The sequence below is a fragment of the Methyloprofundus sedimenti genome (assembly GCF_002072955.1).
Classification (GTDB): domain Bacteria; phylum Pseudomonadota; class Gammaproteobacteria; order Methylococcales; family Methylomonadaceae; genus Methyloprofundus; species Methyloprofundus sedimenti.
In genome coordinates this window covers 57,861-72,659 of record NZ_LPUF01000005.1, presented here as the reverse complement: position 1 = coordinate 72,659, position 14,799 = coordinate 57,861, and the positions used below count along the sequence as shown (strand labels likewise).

General features: G+C 38.9%; 27 protein-coding genes. 1 reads left to right on the top strand and 26 read right to left on the bottom strand.

Annotated features, from left to right (window positions below; all coding sequences use genetic code 11):
• Position 1: 1 nt before the first annotated feature.
• The 3 genes from AU255_RS19110 to hemB form a co-directional block, all read right to left on the bottom strand.
• Positions 2-1,180, bottom strand: a complete 1,179-nt coding sequence (locus tag AU255_RS19110) for a cupin domain-containing protein (protein ID WP_080524481.1) — start codon at positions 1,178-1,180, stop codon at positions 2-4.
• A gap of 97 nt (positions 1,181-1,277) precedes the next feature.
• A complete protein-coding gene (gene aroE / locus AU255_RS19105; RefSeq protein ID WP_080524480.1) occupies positions 1,278-2,111 on the bottom strand; it encodes a shikimate dehydrogenase in 834 nt (277 codons plus the stop codon).
• Positions 2,108-3,118 carry a porphobilinogen synthase gene (gene hemB / locus AU255_RS19100; protein ID WP_080524479.1) on the bottom strand — a complete coding sequence of 337 codons (1,011 nt, stop codon included), beginning with the start codon at positions 3,116-3,118 and terminating at the stop codon, positions 2,108-2,110. Before hemB ends, aroE begins: the two co-directional genes overlap by 4 nt.
• A gap of 94 nt (positions 3,119-3,212) precedes the next feature.
• Here hemB and AU255_RS19095 point away from each other — a divergent pair, with 94 nt between their 5' ends.
• Positions 3,213-3,830: an MlaC/ttg2D family ABC transporter substrate-binding protein gene (locus tag AU255_RS19095; RefSeq protein WP_080524478.1), complete on the top strand. Its 618-nt coding sequence runs from the start codon at positions 3,213-3,215 to the stop codon at positions 3,828-3,830.
• A gap of 342 nt (positions 3,831-4,172) precedes the next feature.
• Here AU255_RS19095 and rplQ read toward each other — a convergent pair whose 3' ends face one another.
• The 23 genes from rplQ to rpsS form a co-directional block, all read right to left on the bottom strand.
• On the bottom strand, positions 4,173-4,553 hold the full coding sequence (gene rplQ / locus AU255_RS19090) for a 50S ribosomal protein L17 (RefSeq protein ID WP_080524477.1): 381 nt from the start codon (positions 4,551-4,553) through the stop codon (positions 4,173-4,175).
• A 19-nt stretch (positions 4,554-4,572) separates the two neighbouring features.
• Positions 4,573-5,580 carry a DNA-directed RNA polymerase subunit alpha gene (locus AU255_RS19085; protein WP_080524476.1) on the bottom strand — a complete coding sequence of 336 codons (1,008 nt, stop codon included), beginning with the start codon at positions 5,578-5,580 and terminating at the stop codon, positions 4,573-4,575.
• A 17-nt stretch (positions 5,581-5,597) separates the two neighbouring features.
• Positions 5,598-6,218 carry a 30S ribosomal protein S4 gene (rpsD, locus tag AU255_RS19080; protein WP_080524475.1) on the bottom strand — a complete coding sequence of 207 codons (621 nt, stop codon included), beginning with the start codon at positions 6,216-6,218 and terminating at the stop codon, positions 5,598-5,600.
• 13 nt (positions 6,219-6,231) lie between these two features.
• Positions 6,232-6,618 carry a 30S ribosomal protein S11 gene (gene rpsK / locus AU255_RS19075; protein WP_080524474.1) on the bottom strand — a complete coding sequence of 129 codons (387 nt, stop codon included), beginning with the start codon at positions 6,616-6,618 and terminating at the stop codon, positions 6,232-6,234.
• Between the two features lie 14 nt (positions 6,619-6,632).
• Positions 6,633-6,989 (bottom strand): 30S ribosomal protein S13, encoded by a 357-nt coding sequence (rpsM, locus tag AU255_RS19070; RefSeq protein WP_080524473.1) that lies wholly within the window; start codon positions 6,987-6,989, stop codon positions 6,633-6,635.
• Between the two features lie 76 nt (positions 6,990-7,065).
• Positions 7,066-7,179 carry a 50S ribosomal protein L36 gene (rpmJ, locus tag AU255_RS19065; RefSeq protein ID WP_080524472.1) on the bottom strand — a complete coding sequence of 38 codons (114 nt, stop codon included), beginning with the start codon at positions 7,177-7,179 and terminating at the stop codon, positions 7,066-7,068.
• 24 nt (positions 7,180-7,203) lie between these two features.
• Positions 7,204-8,505 (bottom strand): preprotein translocase subunit SecY, encoded by a 1,302-nt coding sequence (secY, locus tag AU255_RS19060; protein ID WP_080524471.1) that lies wholly within the window; start codon positions 8,503-8,505, stop codon positions 7,204-7,206.
• Positions 8,506-8,528: 23 nt separating this feature from the next.
• A complete protein-coding gene (gene rplO, locus AU255_RS19055; protein ID WP_080524470.1) occupies positions 8,529-8,963 on the bottom strand; it encodes a 50S ribosomal protein L15 in 435 nt (144 codons plus the stop codon).
• Positions 8,963-9,148, bottom strand: coding sequence for a 50S ribosomal protein L30 (gene rpmD, locus AU255_RS19050; protein WP_080524469.1), 186 nt, complete (start codon positions 9,146-9,148; stop codon positions 8,963-8,965). The genes rplO and rpmD overlap by 1 nt, the downstream gene beginning before the upstream one ends.
• Positions 9,149-9,153: 5 nt before the next feature.
• Positions 9,154-9,660, bottom strand: a complete 507-nt coding sequence (rpsE, locus tag AU255_RS19045) for a 30S ribosomal protein S5 (protein WP_080524468.1) — start codon at positions 9,658-9,660, stop codon at positions 9,154-9,156.
• 9 nt (positions 9,661-9,669) lie between these two features.
• Positions 9,670-10,023, bottom strand: coding sequence for a 50S ribosomal protein L18 (gene rplR / locus AU255_RS19040; protein ID WP_080524467.1), 354 nt, complete (start codon positions 10,021-10,023; stop codon positions 9,670-9,672).
• A gap of 9 nt (positions 10,024-10,032) precedes the next feature.
• Entirely contained in the window at positions 10,033-10,566 is a 534-nt protein-coding gene (rplF, locus tag AU255_RS19035) for a 50S ribosomal protein L6 (protein WP_080524466.1), read from the bottom strand.
• Positions 10,567-10,581: 15 nt separating this feature from the next.
• Positions 10,582-10,977, bottom strand: a complete 396-nt coding sequence (gene rpsH, locus AU255_RS19030) for a 30S ribosomal protein S8 (RefSeq protein ID WP_080524465.1) — start codon at positions 10,975-10,977, stop codon at positions 10,582-10,584.
• 27 nt (positions 10,978-11,004) lie between these two features.
• Complete coding sequence (gene rpsN / locus AU255_RS19025; RefSeq protein WP_080524464.1) at positions 11,005-11,310, bottom strand: 30S ribosomal protein S14; 306 nt, start codon at positions 11,308-11,310, stop codon at positions 11,005-11,007.
• Positions 11,311-11,315: 5 nt separating this feature from the next.
• On the bottom strand, positions 11,316-11,855 hold the full coding sequence (gene rplE / locus AU255_RS19020) for a 50S ribosomal protein L5 (protein ID WP_080524463.1): 540 nt from the start codon (positions 11,853-11,855) through the stop codon (positions 11,316-11,318).
• Between the two features lie 8 nt (positions 11,856-11,863).
• A complete protein-coding gene (rplX, locus tag AU255_RS19015) occupies positions 11,864-12,178 on the bottom strand; it encodes a 50S ribosomal protein L24 (protein ID WP_080524462.1) in 315 nt (104 codons plus the stop codon).
• An 11-nt stretch (positions 12,179-12,189) separates the two neighbouring features.
• A complete protein-coding gene (gene rplN / locus AU255_RS19010; RefSeq protein WP_080524461.1) occupies positions 12,190-12,558 on the bottom strand; it encodes a 50S ribosomal protein L14 in 369 nt (122 codons plus the stop codon).
• A gap of 45 nt (positions 12,559-12,603) precedes the next feature.
• Complete coding sequence (gene rpsQ / locus AU255_RS19005) at positions 12,604-12,864, bottom strand: 30S ribosomal protein S17 (protein ID WP_080524460.1); 261 nt, start codon at positions 12,862-12,864, stop codon at positions 12,604-12,606.
• A complete protein-coding gene (gene rpmC / locus AU255_RS19000) occupies positions 12,864-13,058 on the bottom strand; it encodes a 50S ribosomal protein L29 (protein ID WP_080524459.1) in 195 nt (64 codons plus the stop codon). The genes rpsQ and rpmC overlap by 1 nt, the downstream gene beginning before the upstream one ends.
• Positions 13,058-13,471: a 50S ribosomal protein L16 gene (gene rplP / locus AU255_RS18995; protein WP_080524458.1), complete on the bottom strand. Its 414-nt coding sequence runs from the start codon at positions 13,469-13,471 to the stop codon at positions 13,058-13,060. The genes rpmC and rplP overlap by 1 nt, the downstream gene beginning before the upstream one ends.
• A gap of 16 nt (positions 13,472-13,487) precedes the next feature.
• Positions 13,488-14,162, bottom strand: a complete 675-nt coding sequence (rpsC, locus tag AU255_RS18990) for a 30S ribosomal protein S3 (RefSeq protein ID WP_080524457.1) — start codon at positions 14,160-14,162, stop codon at positions 13,488-13,490.
• Between the two features lie 10 nt (positions 14,163-14,172).
• A complete protein-coding gene (rplV, locus tag AU255_RS18985; protein ID WP_080524456.1) occupies positions 14,173-14,508 on the bottom strand; it encodes a 50S ribosomal protein L22 in 336 nt (111 codons plus the stop codon).
• Positions 14,509-14,517: 9 nt separating this feature from the next.
• Positions 14,518-14,790 (bottom strand): 30S ribosomal protein S19, encoded by a 273-nt coding sequence (rpsS, locus tag AU255_RS18980; protein WP_080524455.1) that lies wholly within the window; start codon positions 14,788-14,790, stop codon positions 14,518-14,520.
• Positions 14,791-14,799: the final 9 nt, after the last annotated feature.

Genomic DNA, 14,799 nt, shown 5'->3' with positions numbered 1-14,799 from the left:
ATCAATCTACCTGCCAGAACCAGCCACCATCCGCAACCAAATGACACAATACATTAACTGAATCCTTATCATTCAGAAGGCAGTGCCAATCAGAGATATTTAAAGTATTTTTTTCGCTTAATATTGGCAAATTACTCACCCCGTTTAAACCGACAGGATAGCTTTCACCCGCCATAAATAACTGTCCGCCCATATCGTTGGCAGTCCATGCAAACCGATGATATAAGTTTCTTTGTAAATGTTGTTTCCGCTCGAAACAAGCATTCAGCTCATTAATGCTGGGTAAATCTGTACTCGCCTCAGCGGCTAAAGCTGACAAAGCAGGCTTGGTATCGCTAACAACCTTACCGAGTGCAGTTGCCAGAGCCGGCCCTGCCTGATCTATTGCCTGATGCAACATTTGCTTTGCTCTTGCTACAGCATGCATATCAATTTCAGCACCATATTGACTCAATATTAGGTCTGGGTCCTGATACCGGCTTACGTCCCGCCCTTGCTCCAGCAAAGCATTGACTAACGCATCCAGCACATCAATAGTACTAGGGGCACGAAAACCAAAAGAAAAGGTCATGCACTCGTTAAGAGCAACACCGTGATGCGCAAAATGCGGCGGCAGATATAACATATCTCCTGGCTGCAGATCCCATACTTGATCTGGAGTAAAGTCAGACAGAATTTGTAACTCTAATCCATCGATTAATTTAGCCTCATGCATGGGTCGGTTGCCAAGTTGCCAGCGTCGAGTACCCATTGCCTGCAGGAGAAATACATCGTAAGCATCAGTATGCGGCCCGACACTACCGTACTTAGGTGCATAACTAATCATCAGATCATCACGCCGCCATTCAGGTATAAAGCTAAACGGATCGAGTAAAGCCTGTAACCCTGGCAAATGCTTATCAACATCTTGCACCAGCATTGTCCAGTGCGTTTCAGGCAGGCGAGAAAAGTCACTTTCTGACAACGGACCAGGGGTAACTTGCCAGTTACATCCATCTTGCCCGTATTCTTCAATCAATCGAGATTCAATCTCAGGCTCACAAGCCAGACCAGCTAATTCTTCAGCTGATAGTGGTGACTCAAATTCAGGGAATGCCTGACGAATCAATAATGGTCTTTTCTGCCAATATTGCTGTAAAAACTGCTGCTGACTCAGGCCAGTATTAAAAAACTCGGTCACATGAACACTCTTGGTAATTATTCACATCAAAACTTGATAGTAATAGTTTAGCTATAGTCGGACCAGAAAAAACTGAAGCCTTTTTTACTTCAGTAAATCACATACTTCGTTCAGCTTCCAGCATTTCAATAACCGGAGCGGTAGCAGGACGTATTCCGCGCCAGAGGTAAAATGCTTCTGCAGCTTGCTCAACCAGCATCCCTAAGCCATCAAGACTCTTGCTGGCTTGTTGCTCACGCGCCCAACTTACAAAAGCAGTTGCTTTGTTCGCATAGGCTAAATCATAACAGCTCCCACGCTCTGCCAATAACCCAGGGCTTAAAGGTGGTAATTCATCACTCAGACTGGCTGAAGTAGCATTTAAAATCAAATCAAACGAGTGGCCTTTTAAATCTCCGTAGCCACAAGCGTTTATTTTCAATTTATGGCTAAAATCACCAGCCAGGGTCAAAGCCTTTGCGACAGTACGGTTAGCAATAGTAATTGATTGCGGCGCTTGTTCCATAATAGGTAGGATAATTCCACGACTTGCTCCTCCAGCACCCAGAATAAGAACCTGTTTTTGTCTTAAAACTATCCCATGATTGTTTTGTAAATCAATCACTAATCCAATACCATCAGTATTGTCCCCTAGAATACGTCCATCATCTTGCAAAGCCAGTGTATTAACCGCTTTAGCCAATTCAGCCCGTTCAGTTCTTAAGTCAGCATAAGCCCAGGCCAGTTCTTTTAAGGGAACAGTACAGTTTAACCCTCGACCCCCATTAGCAAAAAATTCCTTAACTGCTGTGGCAAACTGCTCTGCAGCTACTAACTCTGTACCATATTCCATGACTTGCTGAGTCTGTTCGGCAAATAACTTATGAATGCGCGGCGATTTACTATGCTTTATGGGCGAGCCAAAAACCGCATATCTATCTATTTGACTCATGCCCGTTGTTCTTTCAACCACTGTGCAACTGACTTGGCATAATAAGTCAAAATCGCATCACTCCCAGCACGTTTAAAGGACAACAAAGATTCTAAAACCACCTGTTTTTCATCTAACCAGCCATTTAGGCTGGCCGCTTTAAGCATGGCATATTCTCCACTAACCTGATAGGCAAAAACAGGGACACCAAACTCATCTTTGACTCGGCGAATAATATCTAAATACGGCATACCAGGCTTAACCATAACGATATCTGCGCCTTCCTGTAAATCTAGCTGCACTTCGCGTAAAGCCTCATCCGAATTAGCCGGATCCATCTGATAACTGAACTTGTTCCCTTTGCCTAAATTGCCGGCAGAACCGACTGCATCTCTGAAAGGACCATAAAAACTAGAGGCGTATTTGGCTGAATACGCCAATATCTGCGTATTAATAAAAGCAGCCGATTCCAGTGCTTCGCGAATCATACCAATCCGGCCATCCATCATATCCGAGGGCGCAACCACATCGGCACCCGCCTGTGCATGTGATAGTGCCTGCTTAACCAGAACTGCCACGGTCTCATCATTCATTACATAGCCTTGTGCATTAATCAATCCATCTTGACCATGCGAAGTAAACGGATCTAAAGCAATATCGGTCATTACTCCTAGATCTGGACAAGCGGCTTTTATAGCACGTACAGCACGTTGCGCCAATCCATCAGGGTTAAATGCTTCAGCCGCATCATCTGATTTTACACTAGCAGGTGTCACCGGAAATAAAGCTATCATGGGAATGCCCAATGCATAACACTCTTTAGCCTCTTGAACTAACAGATCAATGGAAAAACGCCCTACCCCCGGCATAGAGGCGACAGATTCTTTTGTATTTTCACCTTCAATGACAAACAAAGGGTAAATCAAATCATTGCATGAAAGCTGGTTTTCTGCCATCAGACGTCTGGAAAAATCATGAAAACGCATACGACGCATACGTGTTGCTGGAAAATTAATGCTATTATTCATACCGTTTATTTATAAAATTTTAAAATCACTTATATAATTAGCTCTGAACATACATTGTACAGAAAACACAACCTTTACTAAAACTCTAGCTACTATGAGCACACAATTTATATCGCGTTATTTTTTTTTAGGATTAATCTTAATAATATGCACTAATGCATCAGCTGCAATTGAAAAATTGCTACCTCCGCAACAAGTCATTGAAAGCACTTCTGAAGCTTTATTGGATAAAATGAAAGAACCTGGTTTCATAAACAATAAAACTGAAGTGCGGGCCTTTGTTGATGCAGCCATTTTTCCAAAAGTTGATTCCGTACGCATGTCAGCATTGGTATTAGGTAAACACTGGCGGAAGGCGAGCACAGAACAGAAAAAACAATTTATTGCCGCATTTAAAAGTTTACTGGTTAACACCTATTCTGCGACCTTTACCGAGCAATTTGATAACTGGACAGTACAATATTTACCTTTAACCCTAAAAGATACTGATACAAACATTACCGTCAAAACAATTGTTTCGCAACCAGGAAAAGCTGATGCAAAAATTGATTATTCGATGGTATTACGTAACGGTGAATGGAAAATTTATGATCTGAAAGTAGAAGGAATAAGTTTAGTGATCAGTAATCGGGAAACATTTAACCAAATGATTAGAGATTCTGGCTCATTAGACACAGTAATTGCTGAATTAGAGGCTAAAAACCAGCATTAGTTTTTTCGACTTAACTGGATTTATGGAGCAATGGATTGCTATAAATTCATCTAGAATGACATGAGCCTGTAAATTATGCCGTCAGCGAAACAAAGCTGTTCAATATTTTCATGACAAAATTTTGTCACAACGAGTATGCACTATATTGATAAAAAAACTTACCACTTTGATCGAACAGATACTCTGCTTGACCTGCATCTCAGATCTTCGACCTATATTATATATAATGAACTAATAAATACGTCTATCTCACCGAAGTTATTCATAGACTGTCCTAATACTTTTTCAATAGGCATAAAAAAACCAGCCTAAGCTGGTTTTTTAACTAGAATAAAAGAATACTTAAACTTCAGCTTCTTCTAAATCAGGTCTGTCAACTAATTCAACATATGCCATAGGCGCTTTATCGCCAGTACGGAATCCGCACTTCATAATACGCAAATAACCACCAGGACGTTCTTTATAACGTGGACCTAGCTCATTGAATAATTTTGTAACCACTGCCCGATCTCTTAATTTTGCAAATGCCATACGACGATTTGCAACTGAATCATTTTTAGATAATGTCAGAAGAGGCTCAGCCATCGAACGCAATTCCTTTGCCTTAGGCAAAGTAGTTCTAATTAATTCTTTATCAAATAAAGACGTTGTCATATTACTAAACATAGCTTTTCTATGACTACTGTTTCTATTTAATTGTCTACCAGACTTACGATGTCTCATACGAATAAACCTTGTTTTGTTATAAAACCGCTTGAGATTGCTCAAGCAAATTTTCAGGCGGCCAGTTCTCTAGTCGCATTCCTAAAGAAAGTCCTTTTAGTGCTAACACATCTTTAATCTCTGTTAACGACTTTCTACCTAAATTTGGTGTTTTCAATAATTCAAATTCAGTACGCTGAATTAAATCACCTATATAATAAATATTTTCAGCTTTCAGACAGTTTGCCGATCTAACCGTTAGCTCTAGATCGTCAACTGGACGCAGAAGATTTGGATCTATCTGCTCAACCGGCTCAACAATTTCTTCAGGCACTTGCTCATTAACTTTTTCAAAATCAACAAAAACAGATAATTGATCATGTAAAATTGTTGCAGCAAGCTTGATTGTTGATTCTGGGTCAATTGTTCCATTAGTTTCTAACTCAATGATCAACTTATCCAGATTAGTACGTTGTTCGACACGAGTTGTTTCAACACTATAAGCAACCTTGGATACCGGACTATAAGAGGCATCAACCTGCAAAGCCCCTACTACACCAACACCTAAACCTTCGGTGCGAGTATTAGAAGGCTCATACCCACGACCACGCTGAATATTGATTTTCATCGTTAATTCACCTTCCTCAGTTAAATTAGCAATAACTAAATCAGGATTAATGATTTCAACATCGTGCGATGCTTTGATATCTGCGGCAGTAACAGGCCCCGAACCACTTTTGCTCAAGCTTAAAGTAACTTCATTACCAGAATGTAAGATAACAGCCAATTGTTTTAAATTCAGTAAGATATCTATAACATCTTCTTGAACACCTTCAATGACTGAATACTCATGTTCGGCTTTTTCAATCTCAGCGCTAACGACAGCACAACCAGGAATTGAAGAAAGAAGTACTCTTCTTAATGCATTTCCTAAAGAATGCCCAAAGCCTCTTTCTAGAGGTTCAATAACGATTCTTGAATGATTAGTCGATTTATTAACAACATCAACAAGTTGAGGTTTTAATAAACCAGTAACAGCACTATGCATTTAAAACCCCGACAATATTATTTAGAATATAATTCAACAACCAGCTGCTCATTAATATCAGAACCTAAATCAGCACGATCAGGTAATGAATTAAAAGAACCCGAAAAATCCTTTGGATTTACTTCAAGCCATGCTGGGAATCCATATTGGTCAGCAACTGTAAGTGAATCAGCTATACGCACTTGCTTTTTTGCTTTTTCTCTAATCGAGATTTTATCGCCGACAGAAACTTGTGCTGAAGGTATATTGGTTATAGCGTCATTAACTAAAACAGACTTGTGGCTAACTAATTGTCTTGCTTCAGCTCTAGTACAAGCAAAGCCCATTCTGTAAACAACATTATCCAGTCTAGATTCTAAGAGGTTTAATAGGTTTAAACCTGTTGCGCCTTTTTGTAGATCAGCTGATTTATAGTAATTTCTGAATTGTTTTTCAAGAATACCATATATACGCCTGATACGTTGCTTAGCTCTTAACTGAGTTGCATAGTTAGAGTCACGAGCACGTTTAGTTCCATGCTGACCAGGACGCTGGTCTAATTTACATTTACCTTCGAGCGATTTCCCTCTGCTTTTTAAAAACAGATCAGTTCCTTCGCGACGACTTAATTTACAAGTGGGTCCTACATATCTAGCCATTTTATACTCCTAACTATACCCTACGCTTTTTCGGTGGACGACAACCATTATGAGGAATTGGGGTAACATCAACGATACTGCCAATTTTAAACCCTAGGTTATTGAATGATCTTACTGCAGATTCACGACCGGGCCCTGGGCCTTTGATCATGACATCAAGATTTTTCATGCCGTATTCCTGAGCTACTTTGCCCGCGTTTTCTGCAGCAACCTGAGCAGCAAAAGGGGTACTTTTTCTGGACCCTCTAAAACCGGAACCGCCAGAAGTCGCCCAAGATAAGGCGTTTCCTTTACGATCAGTAATTGTAACTATAGTATTATTGAAAGTTGCATGAATATGCGCGATGCCATCAGCAATTTCTTTTTTTATCTTCTTTTTTGTGCGATTTGAACTAGCCATATTTATAACTTATCTTATTTTCTAATAGGTTTACGTGGGCCTTTTCTAGTACGAGCGTTTGTTCTCGTTCTTTGACCACGCAATGGTAGTCCACGTCTATGACGAATACCACGGTAACAACCAAGATCCATTAAACGCTTAATGTTCATTGACACTTCACGTCGTAGATCACCCTCAACGACAATTTTTGCGACAGCTCCACGAATAGCTTCTAACTGCTCTTCGTCCAACTCTTTAATTTTAATTGTCCGTTCTATACCAACTTCTTTACAGATATTAATTGCAGTTGGTTTACCAATGCCATAAATTGCAGTTAAACCAATCTCTGCATGTTTATGATCTGGTACATTAATTCCGGCAATTCGTGCCATCTAGATACTCCTAATGCGGTACTCTAAAGTCAAGCGTTCAATTATAGCACTTGTACCTTATAAAGCAATAAAAAAATTACCCCTGACGTTGCTTATGACGTCCATCTTTACAAATTACCCTAACTACTCCAGCTCTTTTAACAATTTTGCAGTTACGGCATATTTTTTTTACAGAAGCTCGTACTTTCACAGCTCACCCCTTATGATTAATTAATTATCTTTTTAAATTTGCTTTGCTCATCAGACCTTCATATTGTTGAGACATTAGATGTGTTTGCATTTGCGAAACAAAATCCATAACAACCACTACTATAATTAGTAATGATGTCCCACCAAAATAAAAAGGTACGTTCCAATAAACAATTAAAAACTCAGGTAAAAGACAAACTGCTGTTATATAAAAAGCTCCAATCAACGTTAAACGTGTCATGACCTTATCAATATAGATAGCTGTTTGCTCACCCGGCCTGATTCCAGGCAAAAATGCGCCTGATTTTTTTAAATTATCTGCAGTTTCTGTTGAATTAAATACCAGAGCAGTATAAAAGAAACAGAAAAATACAATCGCTACTGTATATAGCATCACGTATAACGGTTGACCAGGAGAAATCGATGTTGCAATATCCTGCAACCAGCCGAAGCCTTCTGCACTACTAAACCAACCTGCAATTGTAGCTGGAAATAAAATAATACTAGAAGCGAAAATTGGTGGAATAACACCCGCCATATTAAGCTTAAGCGGCAAGAAGCTACTCTGTCCAGCATACATTCTTTTACCCTGTTGACGCTTAGGGTAGTTTATAACGATTCTTCTTTGACCACGCTCAACAAACACAACCAAGGCTGTCACAGCAATACTCAATAAAAAGAGTAAAACAATAAAAGCGCTGTTTAATTCACCTGTTCTTGCTAACTCTAGTGTCCCACCAATAGCAGAAGGTAAACCGGAAACAATACCAGCAAAAATTATCAATGATATTCCATTACCTAAGCCACGCTCAGTGATTTGCTCACCAAGCCACATTAGGAAAATTGTCCCCGCAACTAAAGTAATAGCAGTAATCACTATAAACTGAATACCAGGATTAATAACAACGGGCAAACCACCGGCGGTTTGATTTTGTAATGCGACTGAAACACCGATTGCCTGAAAAGCTGCTAATACGACTGTACCATATCGAGTATATTGAGATATCTTGCGTCGACCAGATTCTCCTTCTTTTTTGATCTGTTCTAAAGCAGGAATAACAATCGCCATTAACTGCATAATAATAGAGGCAGAAATATAAGGCATAATCCCTAAAGCAAAAAGACTTAATCTTTTTAATGCGCCACCCGAAAACATGTTAAACATGTCGAAGATAGAACCTTCTTGCTGCTTGAACATTAAAGCCAATGCCTCAGGGTCAATACCAGGTACTGGAATATGCGCTCCGACGCGGTAAACAAAAAAAGCGCCAAGAACGAAAAATAGTCTTGATCGCAATTCAGAAGTTTTATCTAATTGCTCTTTCATTTGCGCGCTAGATCTACTCACTTTTATTCCTCTACTTTTCCACCAGCAGCTTCAACACTTGCTTTAGCTCCAGCTGTTGCTTTGATACCTTTTAAGGTAACTGCAGATGTTATTTCACCAGATTTGATAAGCTTCGCTACTTTTGTAAAAGCAGGAACTATATTGGCATTAATTAGATCATCAAGTGTAACTACTTCCTGAGCTAAATTTGCAATTTCACTTAATCTAACTTCAGAAGTAAATTTGGATTTTCTTGAACTAAAACCGACTTTAGGCAAGCGTTTTTGTAAAGGCATTTGACCACCTTCAAAACCGACCTTGTGAAATCCACCACTACGTGATTTTTGACCTTTATGCCCACGTCCACAAGTTTTCCCAAGTGTTGAACCAATTCCTCGACCTACTCTCTTGCGATCTTTTTTTGAACCTTCGGCAGGCTTTATTGTATTTAAATACATTAGACTTCCTCTACTGTAACCATATAAGAGACTTTATTGATCATGCCTCTATTTTCAACAGTATCAATTACCTCAACCGTATGATTGATGCGTCTTAAACCCAAACCTTGTAAACAAGCTTTATGTTTTTTTAAGCGACCGATACTGCTCTTCGTCATTGTAACGCGTAATTTTTTATCTGCCATGTCAATTACCCTGTGATCTTTTCAACTGATAAACCACGTTTTGCAGCGATTTGTTCAGCATTGTTCATATGAGCCAGGCCATCAATTGTTGCTCGCACAACATTGATCGGATTATTAGTTCCGATACATTTAGCTAAGACATTATGAACGCCAACCGCTTCAAAAACTGCACGCATAGGTCCTCCAGCAATAATTCCCGTACCTTCTGTAGCCGGCTGCATAAATACTTTTGCCGCGCCTACTTCAGACATAATTGAATATTGCAAAGTATCGCCTTTTAAAGAAACTTTGTGCATATTTTTTCTTGCTTGCTCTAGTGATTTTTGTATTGCTATGGGTACTTCTTTAGCTTTACTAACGCCATAACCTACATTGCCATCTCCATCGCCCACTACTGTAAGTGCAGTAAATCCGAAAACTCTACCGCCTTTAACAACTTTTGCGACCCTACGGACAGAAACTAATTTTTCCTGCAATCCGTCTGAATTCGCTTGTTGAGGTGCATTTGCCATTATTATCCCCTAGAACTTCAAGCCAGCTTCGCGAGCAGCATCAGCTAATGCTTTTACACGGCCATGATATTTAAAACCAGAACGATCAAAAGTTACTTCAGTAATTCCTGCAGCGATTGCTTTATCAGCTACTGCCTTACCTACTAAAACCGCTGATTCAATATTACCAGTACTCTTTACAGCTGATTTAATATCAGCTTGAGTAGTAGAGGCGCTAGCTACTGTAACAGTTCCATTCTCAGTAATTACCTGAGCATATATATGTTTCGATGTTTTATGCACTGATAAACGATTAGTACCCAATCTTTTAATATTGGATCTTAGTTTAAGTGCTCTTTTCATTCGAGATGCTTTTTTATTCATTTTGTTAGCCTATTTTTTCTTAGCGTCTTTTCTAACAATATGCTCATCAGCATACTTAACACCTTTACCTTTATAAGGCTCAGGAGGCCTATACGCTCTTATATCCGCAGATACTGCACCAACAAGTTGCTTATCTATCCCTTTTACAACTATATCGGTTTGACTTAGCGCTTCAATTTCAATACCTTCTGGCATTGGAAAATCAATTGGATGTGAAAAACCTAGGCTCAAGTTAAGTATTTTACCTTTAACCTGGGCTCTATAACCAACACCAACAAGAGTCAGTTTCTTTTCAAAGCCATTTGTTACTCCGAAAATCATATTCGCAACATTAGCACGAGTCGTTCCTGCAAGAGCAGTCGCTTTTTTATTATTTTGATCCCACTTCATGTTAATTGTAGACTCAGACATACCTAATTCAACTAACGGATGCTTTTGCATGCTTAGCTGACCTTTAGAGCCTTTAACTGAAACAGTAGAACCATCAACCTTAACTTCAACACCAGCTGGTATAGTGATTGGGCTTTTTGCAATTCTAGACATAAATTTCCCCTATCCCTAACAAACTGTACATAGTACTTCACCGCCATGACCAATTGCACGAGCCGCGCGATCAGTCATAACACCTTTAGAAGTAGATACGATTGCAACACCTAAACCACCAAGAACTTTCGGTAATTCATCTTTTGACTTGTACACACGTAAACCAGGCCTGCTTATACGCTTTACCTTTTCAATTACGGGTTTACCTTTGTAATATTTTAATTCTACTGACATTGATACGTGAGTACCCGTAGTCTCTGTAGAGTAGTTATTAATATAACCTTCGTCCTTCAAAACTTGTGCAATTGCAACTTTAAGTTTAGAAGACGGCATATTAACGATTATTTTTCCTGCAGACTGCCCATTTCTGATGCGGGTAAGCATGTCTGCAACTGGATCTGTCATGCTCATATTTTTTCTCCAATTCTAACTAGTCGATTACCAGCTGGCTTTTGTTAAGCCTGGTACATCCCCACGCATAGTGGCTTCTCTAAGCTTGTTTCTACTTAGGCCAAATTTGCGATAAAAACCATGAGGACGGCCGGTAATATTGCATCTGTTACGCAATCGGGCTGCACTTGAATCTCTGGGCAACTTTTGCAATGCTAGACTAGCTTCATCCTTATCTTGAATTGAAGCATTTGGATCTCGTATGATTTCTTTTAAAGAAGCTCTTTTTGCTTCATACTGTTTTACCAGTTTAACTCGCTTTTGTTCACGAGCTATCATTGATTTTTTAGCCATATTGGTCAGCTCTTAAATGGAAAGTTAAACTGCTTCAACAAAGCCAAACCTTCTTCGTTTGTTGTAGCGGTTGTAGTGATACAAATGTCCATACCACGCAAAGTATCGATCTTATCGTAATCAATTTCAGGAAAGATAATTTGCTCGGTTACACCCATACTATAGTTACCACGACCATCAAAGCTTTTAGGACTTAAACCTCTAAAATCGCGAATTCTGGGAATCGCTATACTAATTAAGCGGTCAAGGAATTCATACATCTTGTCAGACCTAAGTGTTACTTTGCAGCCAATTGGCATATCATCACGTATTTTGAAACCCGCTATGGATTTGCGTGACAATGTAACAACAGGTTTTTGACCACTAATTTTTTCCATATCGCTCAGTGCAGCCTGGACAACTTTTTTGTCCGCAACAGCCTCACCTAAACCCATGTTTAAAGTAATTTTAGTTATTTTCGGAGCTTGCATTATTGATGTGTATTTGAACTCTTCCATCAATGCAGGCAATACTTTTTGTTTATAATCTTCTTGTAATCTAGCCATGATTATACCTACACATCAATAATTTCATTATTAGATTTAAAATAACGGACTTTCCTGCCATCTTCCAATGTTTTAAAGCCTACTTTATCTGCAGCCTTGGCAGCAGGGTTGTAAAGCGCAACATTTGATTTATGGATGGGCATTTCTTTTTCAATTATGCCACCTTGAACACCAGCGTTAGGATTTGGCTTTTGATGTTTTTTAACTTGATTAACACCTTCAACCAAAATCTTTTCTTTTAAGAATTTGCTGATCCGTCCTCGTTTGCCCTTATCTTTTCCGATAAGAACGATGACTTCGTCACCTTGTTTAAGTTTTTGCATATTTAAGACCCTTACAATACTTCTGGCGCAAGAGAAATTATTTTCATAAATTTCTCATTTCTCAACTCACGAGTCACAGGCCCGAAAATACGCGTGCCTAATGGTTGAAGTTGAGCGTTTAATATAACCGCTGCATTGCCATCAAATCTTATAAGCGAGCCATCAGTTCTGCGTACACCCTTTCTGGTCCGAACAACTAAAGCATTATAAACTTCGCCTTTCTTAACTCTGCCGCGCGGGATTGCGTCTTTAATGCTGACTTTAATAATATCCCCAATCGCAGCATACCTTCTATGCGACCCGCCGAGAACTTTGATACACATGACCTTTTTTGCGCCGCTGTTATCAGCGACATCAAGGTTAGTTTGCATCTGAATCATTATTTAATACCTAATTTACTTTTACTAGTTATTTAAAACAGTTGATTAGTTCACTTTCGAGATTACTTCAACTAATTTAAACGTTTTATTTTTTGAATACGGACGACATGATTTTATTGATACTACATCACCTTCGTTACAGAGATTATTCTCATCATGTGCGAATAACTTTGTAGATCTTCTAATATATTTACCGTATACAGGATGCTTAATAAGCCGCTCTACTAAGACAGTCACTGTTTTATCCATTTTATTACTTACCACACGACCCGTTATAGTACGTGCTTTTTCTGCATTATCACTCATTATGCTGTTCTCGCCATTTCATTAACGATTGTTTGAACACGTGCAATATTTCTTCTAACCTTTTTTACTTGATCAGGTTTAGTCAATTGCCCAGTGTTTTTTTGCATACGTAAATTAAATTGTTCACGTCCTAGTTCAACCAGAGTTGAATTTAATTCTTCTGCACTTTTCTGACGTAATTCAGTTACTTTCATTACAGTACCGTCCTAACTACAAATTTAGTTTTAACAGGTAATTTTGCCGCCGCCAGGGTAAAAGCTTCACGAGCCAAACTCTCAGGCACACCCTGTAATTCATATAACATTGTTCCTGGCTTAATTTGAGCTATCCAGTATTCAACACTACCTTTACCTTTACCCATACGAACTTCTAAAGGTTTTTTAGTAATTGGCTTATCAGGAAAAATTCTAATCCACATCTTTCCATCACGTTTACAATGTCTGCTTATTGCTCTACGTGCCGCTTCAATTTGACGTGCAGTAATTCGACCGCGATCAACTGATTTAAGCCCATATTCACCAAAGCTAACTGATGATCCACGAACTGCGATACCAGTGTTTCTTAATTTATGCTGTTTACGAAATTTCGTTCTTTTAGGTTGAAGCATGATATTTTCCCTTCACCTATTTTTTAGTTTTAGTTTTTTCTGAATTTTCTAAAGCAGGGTCTACATTAAAAACCTCACCTTTAAAAATCCAGACTTTAATACCAATAATACCGTAAGTAGTATTGGCCTCAGCGACACCGTAATCAATATCTGCTCTTAAGGTATGTAGAGGAACTCGCCCTTCTCTATACCATTCGCTACGTGCAATTTCGGCACCGTTTAAACGACCACCAAGATTGATTTTGATGCCTTCAGCACCTAAACGCATTGAATTCGTAACCGCTCGCTTCATAGCACGACGATACATAATTCTTTTTTCTAATTGCTGAGCGATACTTTCAGCAACCAATTTTGCATCTAATTCCGGTTTTCTGATTTCTTCAACATTAAGTTGTACAGGAATACCCATCATTTTAGATACTTCTTTACGTAACAAATCAATATCTTCGCCTTTCTTGCCAATAACAATACCAGGGCGTGCCGTATGTACTGTTATATGAGCATTGTTTGCAGGACGATTTATTTGAATACGACTAACAGATGCATGTGCTAATTTCTTTGAAATATAGTCACGGACGGTTAAATCCTGATGCAAAAAAACAGGAAAATCTTTGCTATCTGCATACCATCTTGAAGTGAAATCCTTGACTATTCCAAGTCTGATTCCGGTTGGATGTACTTTTTGACCCATTTCTCTGCCCCTACTCGAACTCTGCGACTTTAACTGTAATATGACAAGTACGTTTCAAAATTTGATTTGCACGACCTTTAGCTCTTGCTCTAAATCTTTTTAGAGTAGTCGCTTCATCTACAAACACAGTTGAAACTTTTAGCTCATCAATATCTATACTTTCATTATGCTCTGCATTCGCAATAGCTGATTCAAGTACTTTCTTAGTAATCGCAGCTGCTTTTTTTGTACTGAACTTCAATACATTCAAAGCCTCTTCGACTTTTAGTCCTCTGATTTGATTTGCAACCAATCTTGCTTTTTGAGCAGACAGTGGTGCATTACTTAATTTAGCTGAAACTTCCATTACACACCCTTATCTTGACTTTTTATCAGCCAAATGGCCTTTGTATGTACGAGTCGGCGCAAATTCACCTAATTTATGCCCCACCATATTTTCCGAAACTAGCACGGGGATATGCTGGCGACCATTATGCACAGCTATTGTTAAGCCTAACATTTCAGGTGATATCATTGATCGTCTAGACCAAGTCTTAATCGGTTTCCTGCTATTGCTACTGACTGCATCATCCACTTTTTTCTGTAAATGATGATCAATAAAAGGACCTTTTTTAATTGAACGTGGCACTTTATTAAT

Coding starts and splice junctions, on each gene's coding strand:
- rplN (WP_080524461.1), bottom strand. CDS start 12,558: ATGATTCAGATGCAAACTAACCTTGATGTCGCTGATAACAGCGGCGCA.
- rpmC (WP_080524459.1), bottom strand. CDS start 13,058: ATGAAAGTAACTGAATTACGTCAGAAAAGTGCAGAAGAATTAAATTCA.
- rpsK (WP_080524474.1), bottom strand. CDS start 6,618: ATGGCTAGTTCAAATCGCACAAAAAAGAAGATAAAAAAAGAAATTGCT.
- rplV (WP_080524456.1), bottom strand. CDS start 14,508: ATGGAAGTTTCAGCTAAATTAAGTAATGCACCACTGTCTGCTCAAAAA.
- rplP (WP_080524458.1), bottom strand. CDS start 13,471: ATGCTTCAACCTAAAAGAACGAAATTTCGTAAACAGCATAAATTAAGA.
- rplE (WP_080524463.1), bottom strand. CDS start 11,855: ATGGCTAGATTACAAGAAGATTATAAACAAAAAGTATTGCCTGCATTG.
- rpsH (WP_080524465.1), bottom strand. CDS start 10,977: ATGAGCATGACAGATCCAGTTGCAGACATGCTTACCCGCATCAGAAAT.
- hemB (WP_080524479.1), bottom strand. CDS start 3,118: ATGAATAATAGCATTAATTTTCCAGCAACACGTATGCGTCGTATGCGT.
- rplF (WP_080524466.1), bottom strand. CDS start 10,566: ATGTCTAGAATTGCAAAAAGCCCAATCACTATACCAGCTGGTGTTGAA.
- rplQ (WP_080524477.1), bottom strand. CDS start 4,553: ATGAGACATCGTAAGTCTGGTAGACAATTAAATAGAAACAGTAGTCAT.
- rpsC (WP_080524457.1), bottom strand. CDS start 14,162: ATGGGTCAAAAAGTACATCCAACCGGAATCAGACTTGGAATAGTCAAG.
- rpsN (WP_080524464.1), bottom strand. CDS start 11,310: ATGGCTAAAAAATCAATGATAGCTCGTGAACAAAAGCGAGTTAAACTG.
- AU255_RS19085 (WP_080524476.1), bottom strand. CDS start 5,580: ATGCATAGTGCTGTTACTGGTTTATTAAAACCTCAACTTGTTGATGTT.
- rpmD (WP_080524469.1), bottom strand. CDS start 9,148: ATGGCAGATAAAAAATTACGCGTTACAATGACGAAGAGCAGTATCGGT.
- secY (WP_080524471.1), bottom strand. CDS start 8,505: ATGAAAGAGCAATTAGATAAAACTTCTGAATTGCGATCAAGACTATTT.
- rpsM (WP_080524473.1), bottom strand. CDS start 6,989: ATGGCACGAATTGCCGGAATTAATGTACCAGATCATAAACATGCAGAG.
- rplX (WP_080524462.1), bottom strand. CDS start 12,178: ATGCAAAAACTTAAACAAGGTGACGAAGTCATCGTTCTTATCGGAAAA.
- AU255_RS19095 (WP_080524478.1), top strand. CDS start 3,213: ATGAGCACACAATTTATATCGCGTTATTTTTTTTTAGGATTAATCTTA.
- rpsQ (WP_080524460.1), bottom strand. CDS start 12,864: ATGAGTGATAATGCAGAAAAAGCACGTACTATAACGGGTCGTGTGGTA.
- rplO (WP_080524470.1), bottom strand. CDS start 8,963: ATGTATTTAAATACAATAAAGCCTGCCGAAGGTTCAAAAAAAGATCGC.
- rplR (WP_080524467.1), bottom strand. CDS start 10,023: ATGAATAAAAAAGCATCTCGAATGAAAAGAGCACTTAAACTAAGATCC.
- aroE (WP_080524480.1), bottom strand. CDS start 2,111: ATGAGTCAAATAGATAGATATGCGGTTTTTGGCTCGCCCATAAAGCAT.
- rpsD (WP_080524475.1), bottom strand. CDS start 6,218: ATGGCTAGATATGTAGGACCCACTTGTAAATTAAGTCGTCGCGAAGGA.
- rpsE (WP_080524468.1), bottom strand. CDS start 9,660: ATGGCAAATGCACCTCAACAAGCGAATTCAGACGGATTGCAGGAAAAA.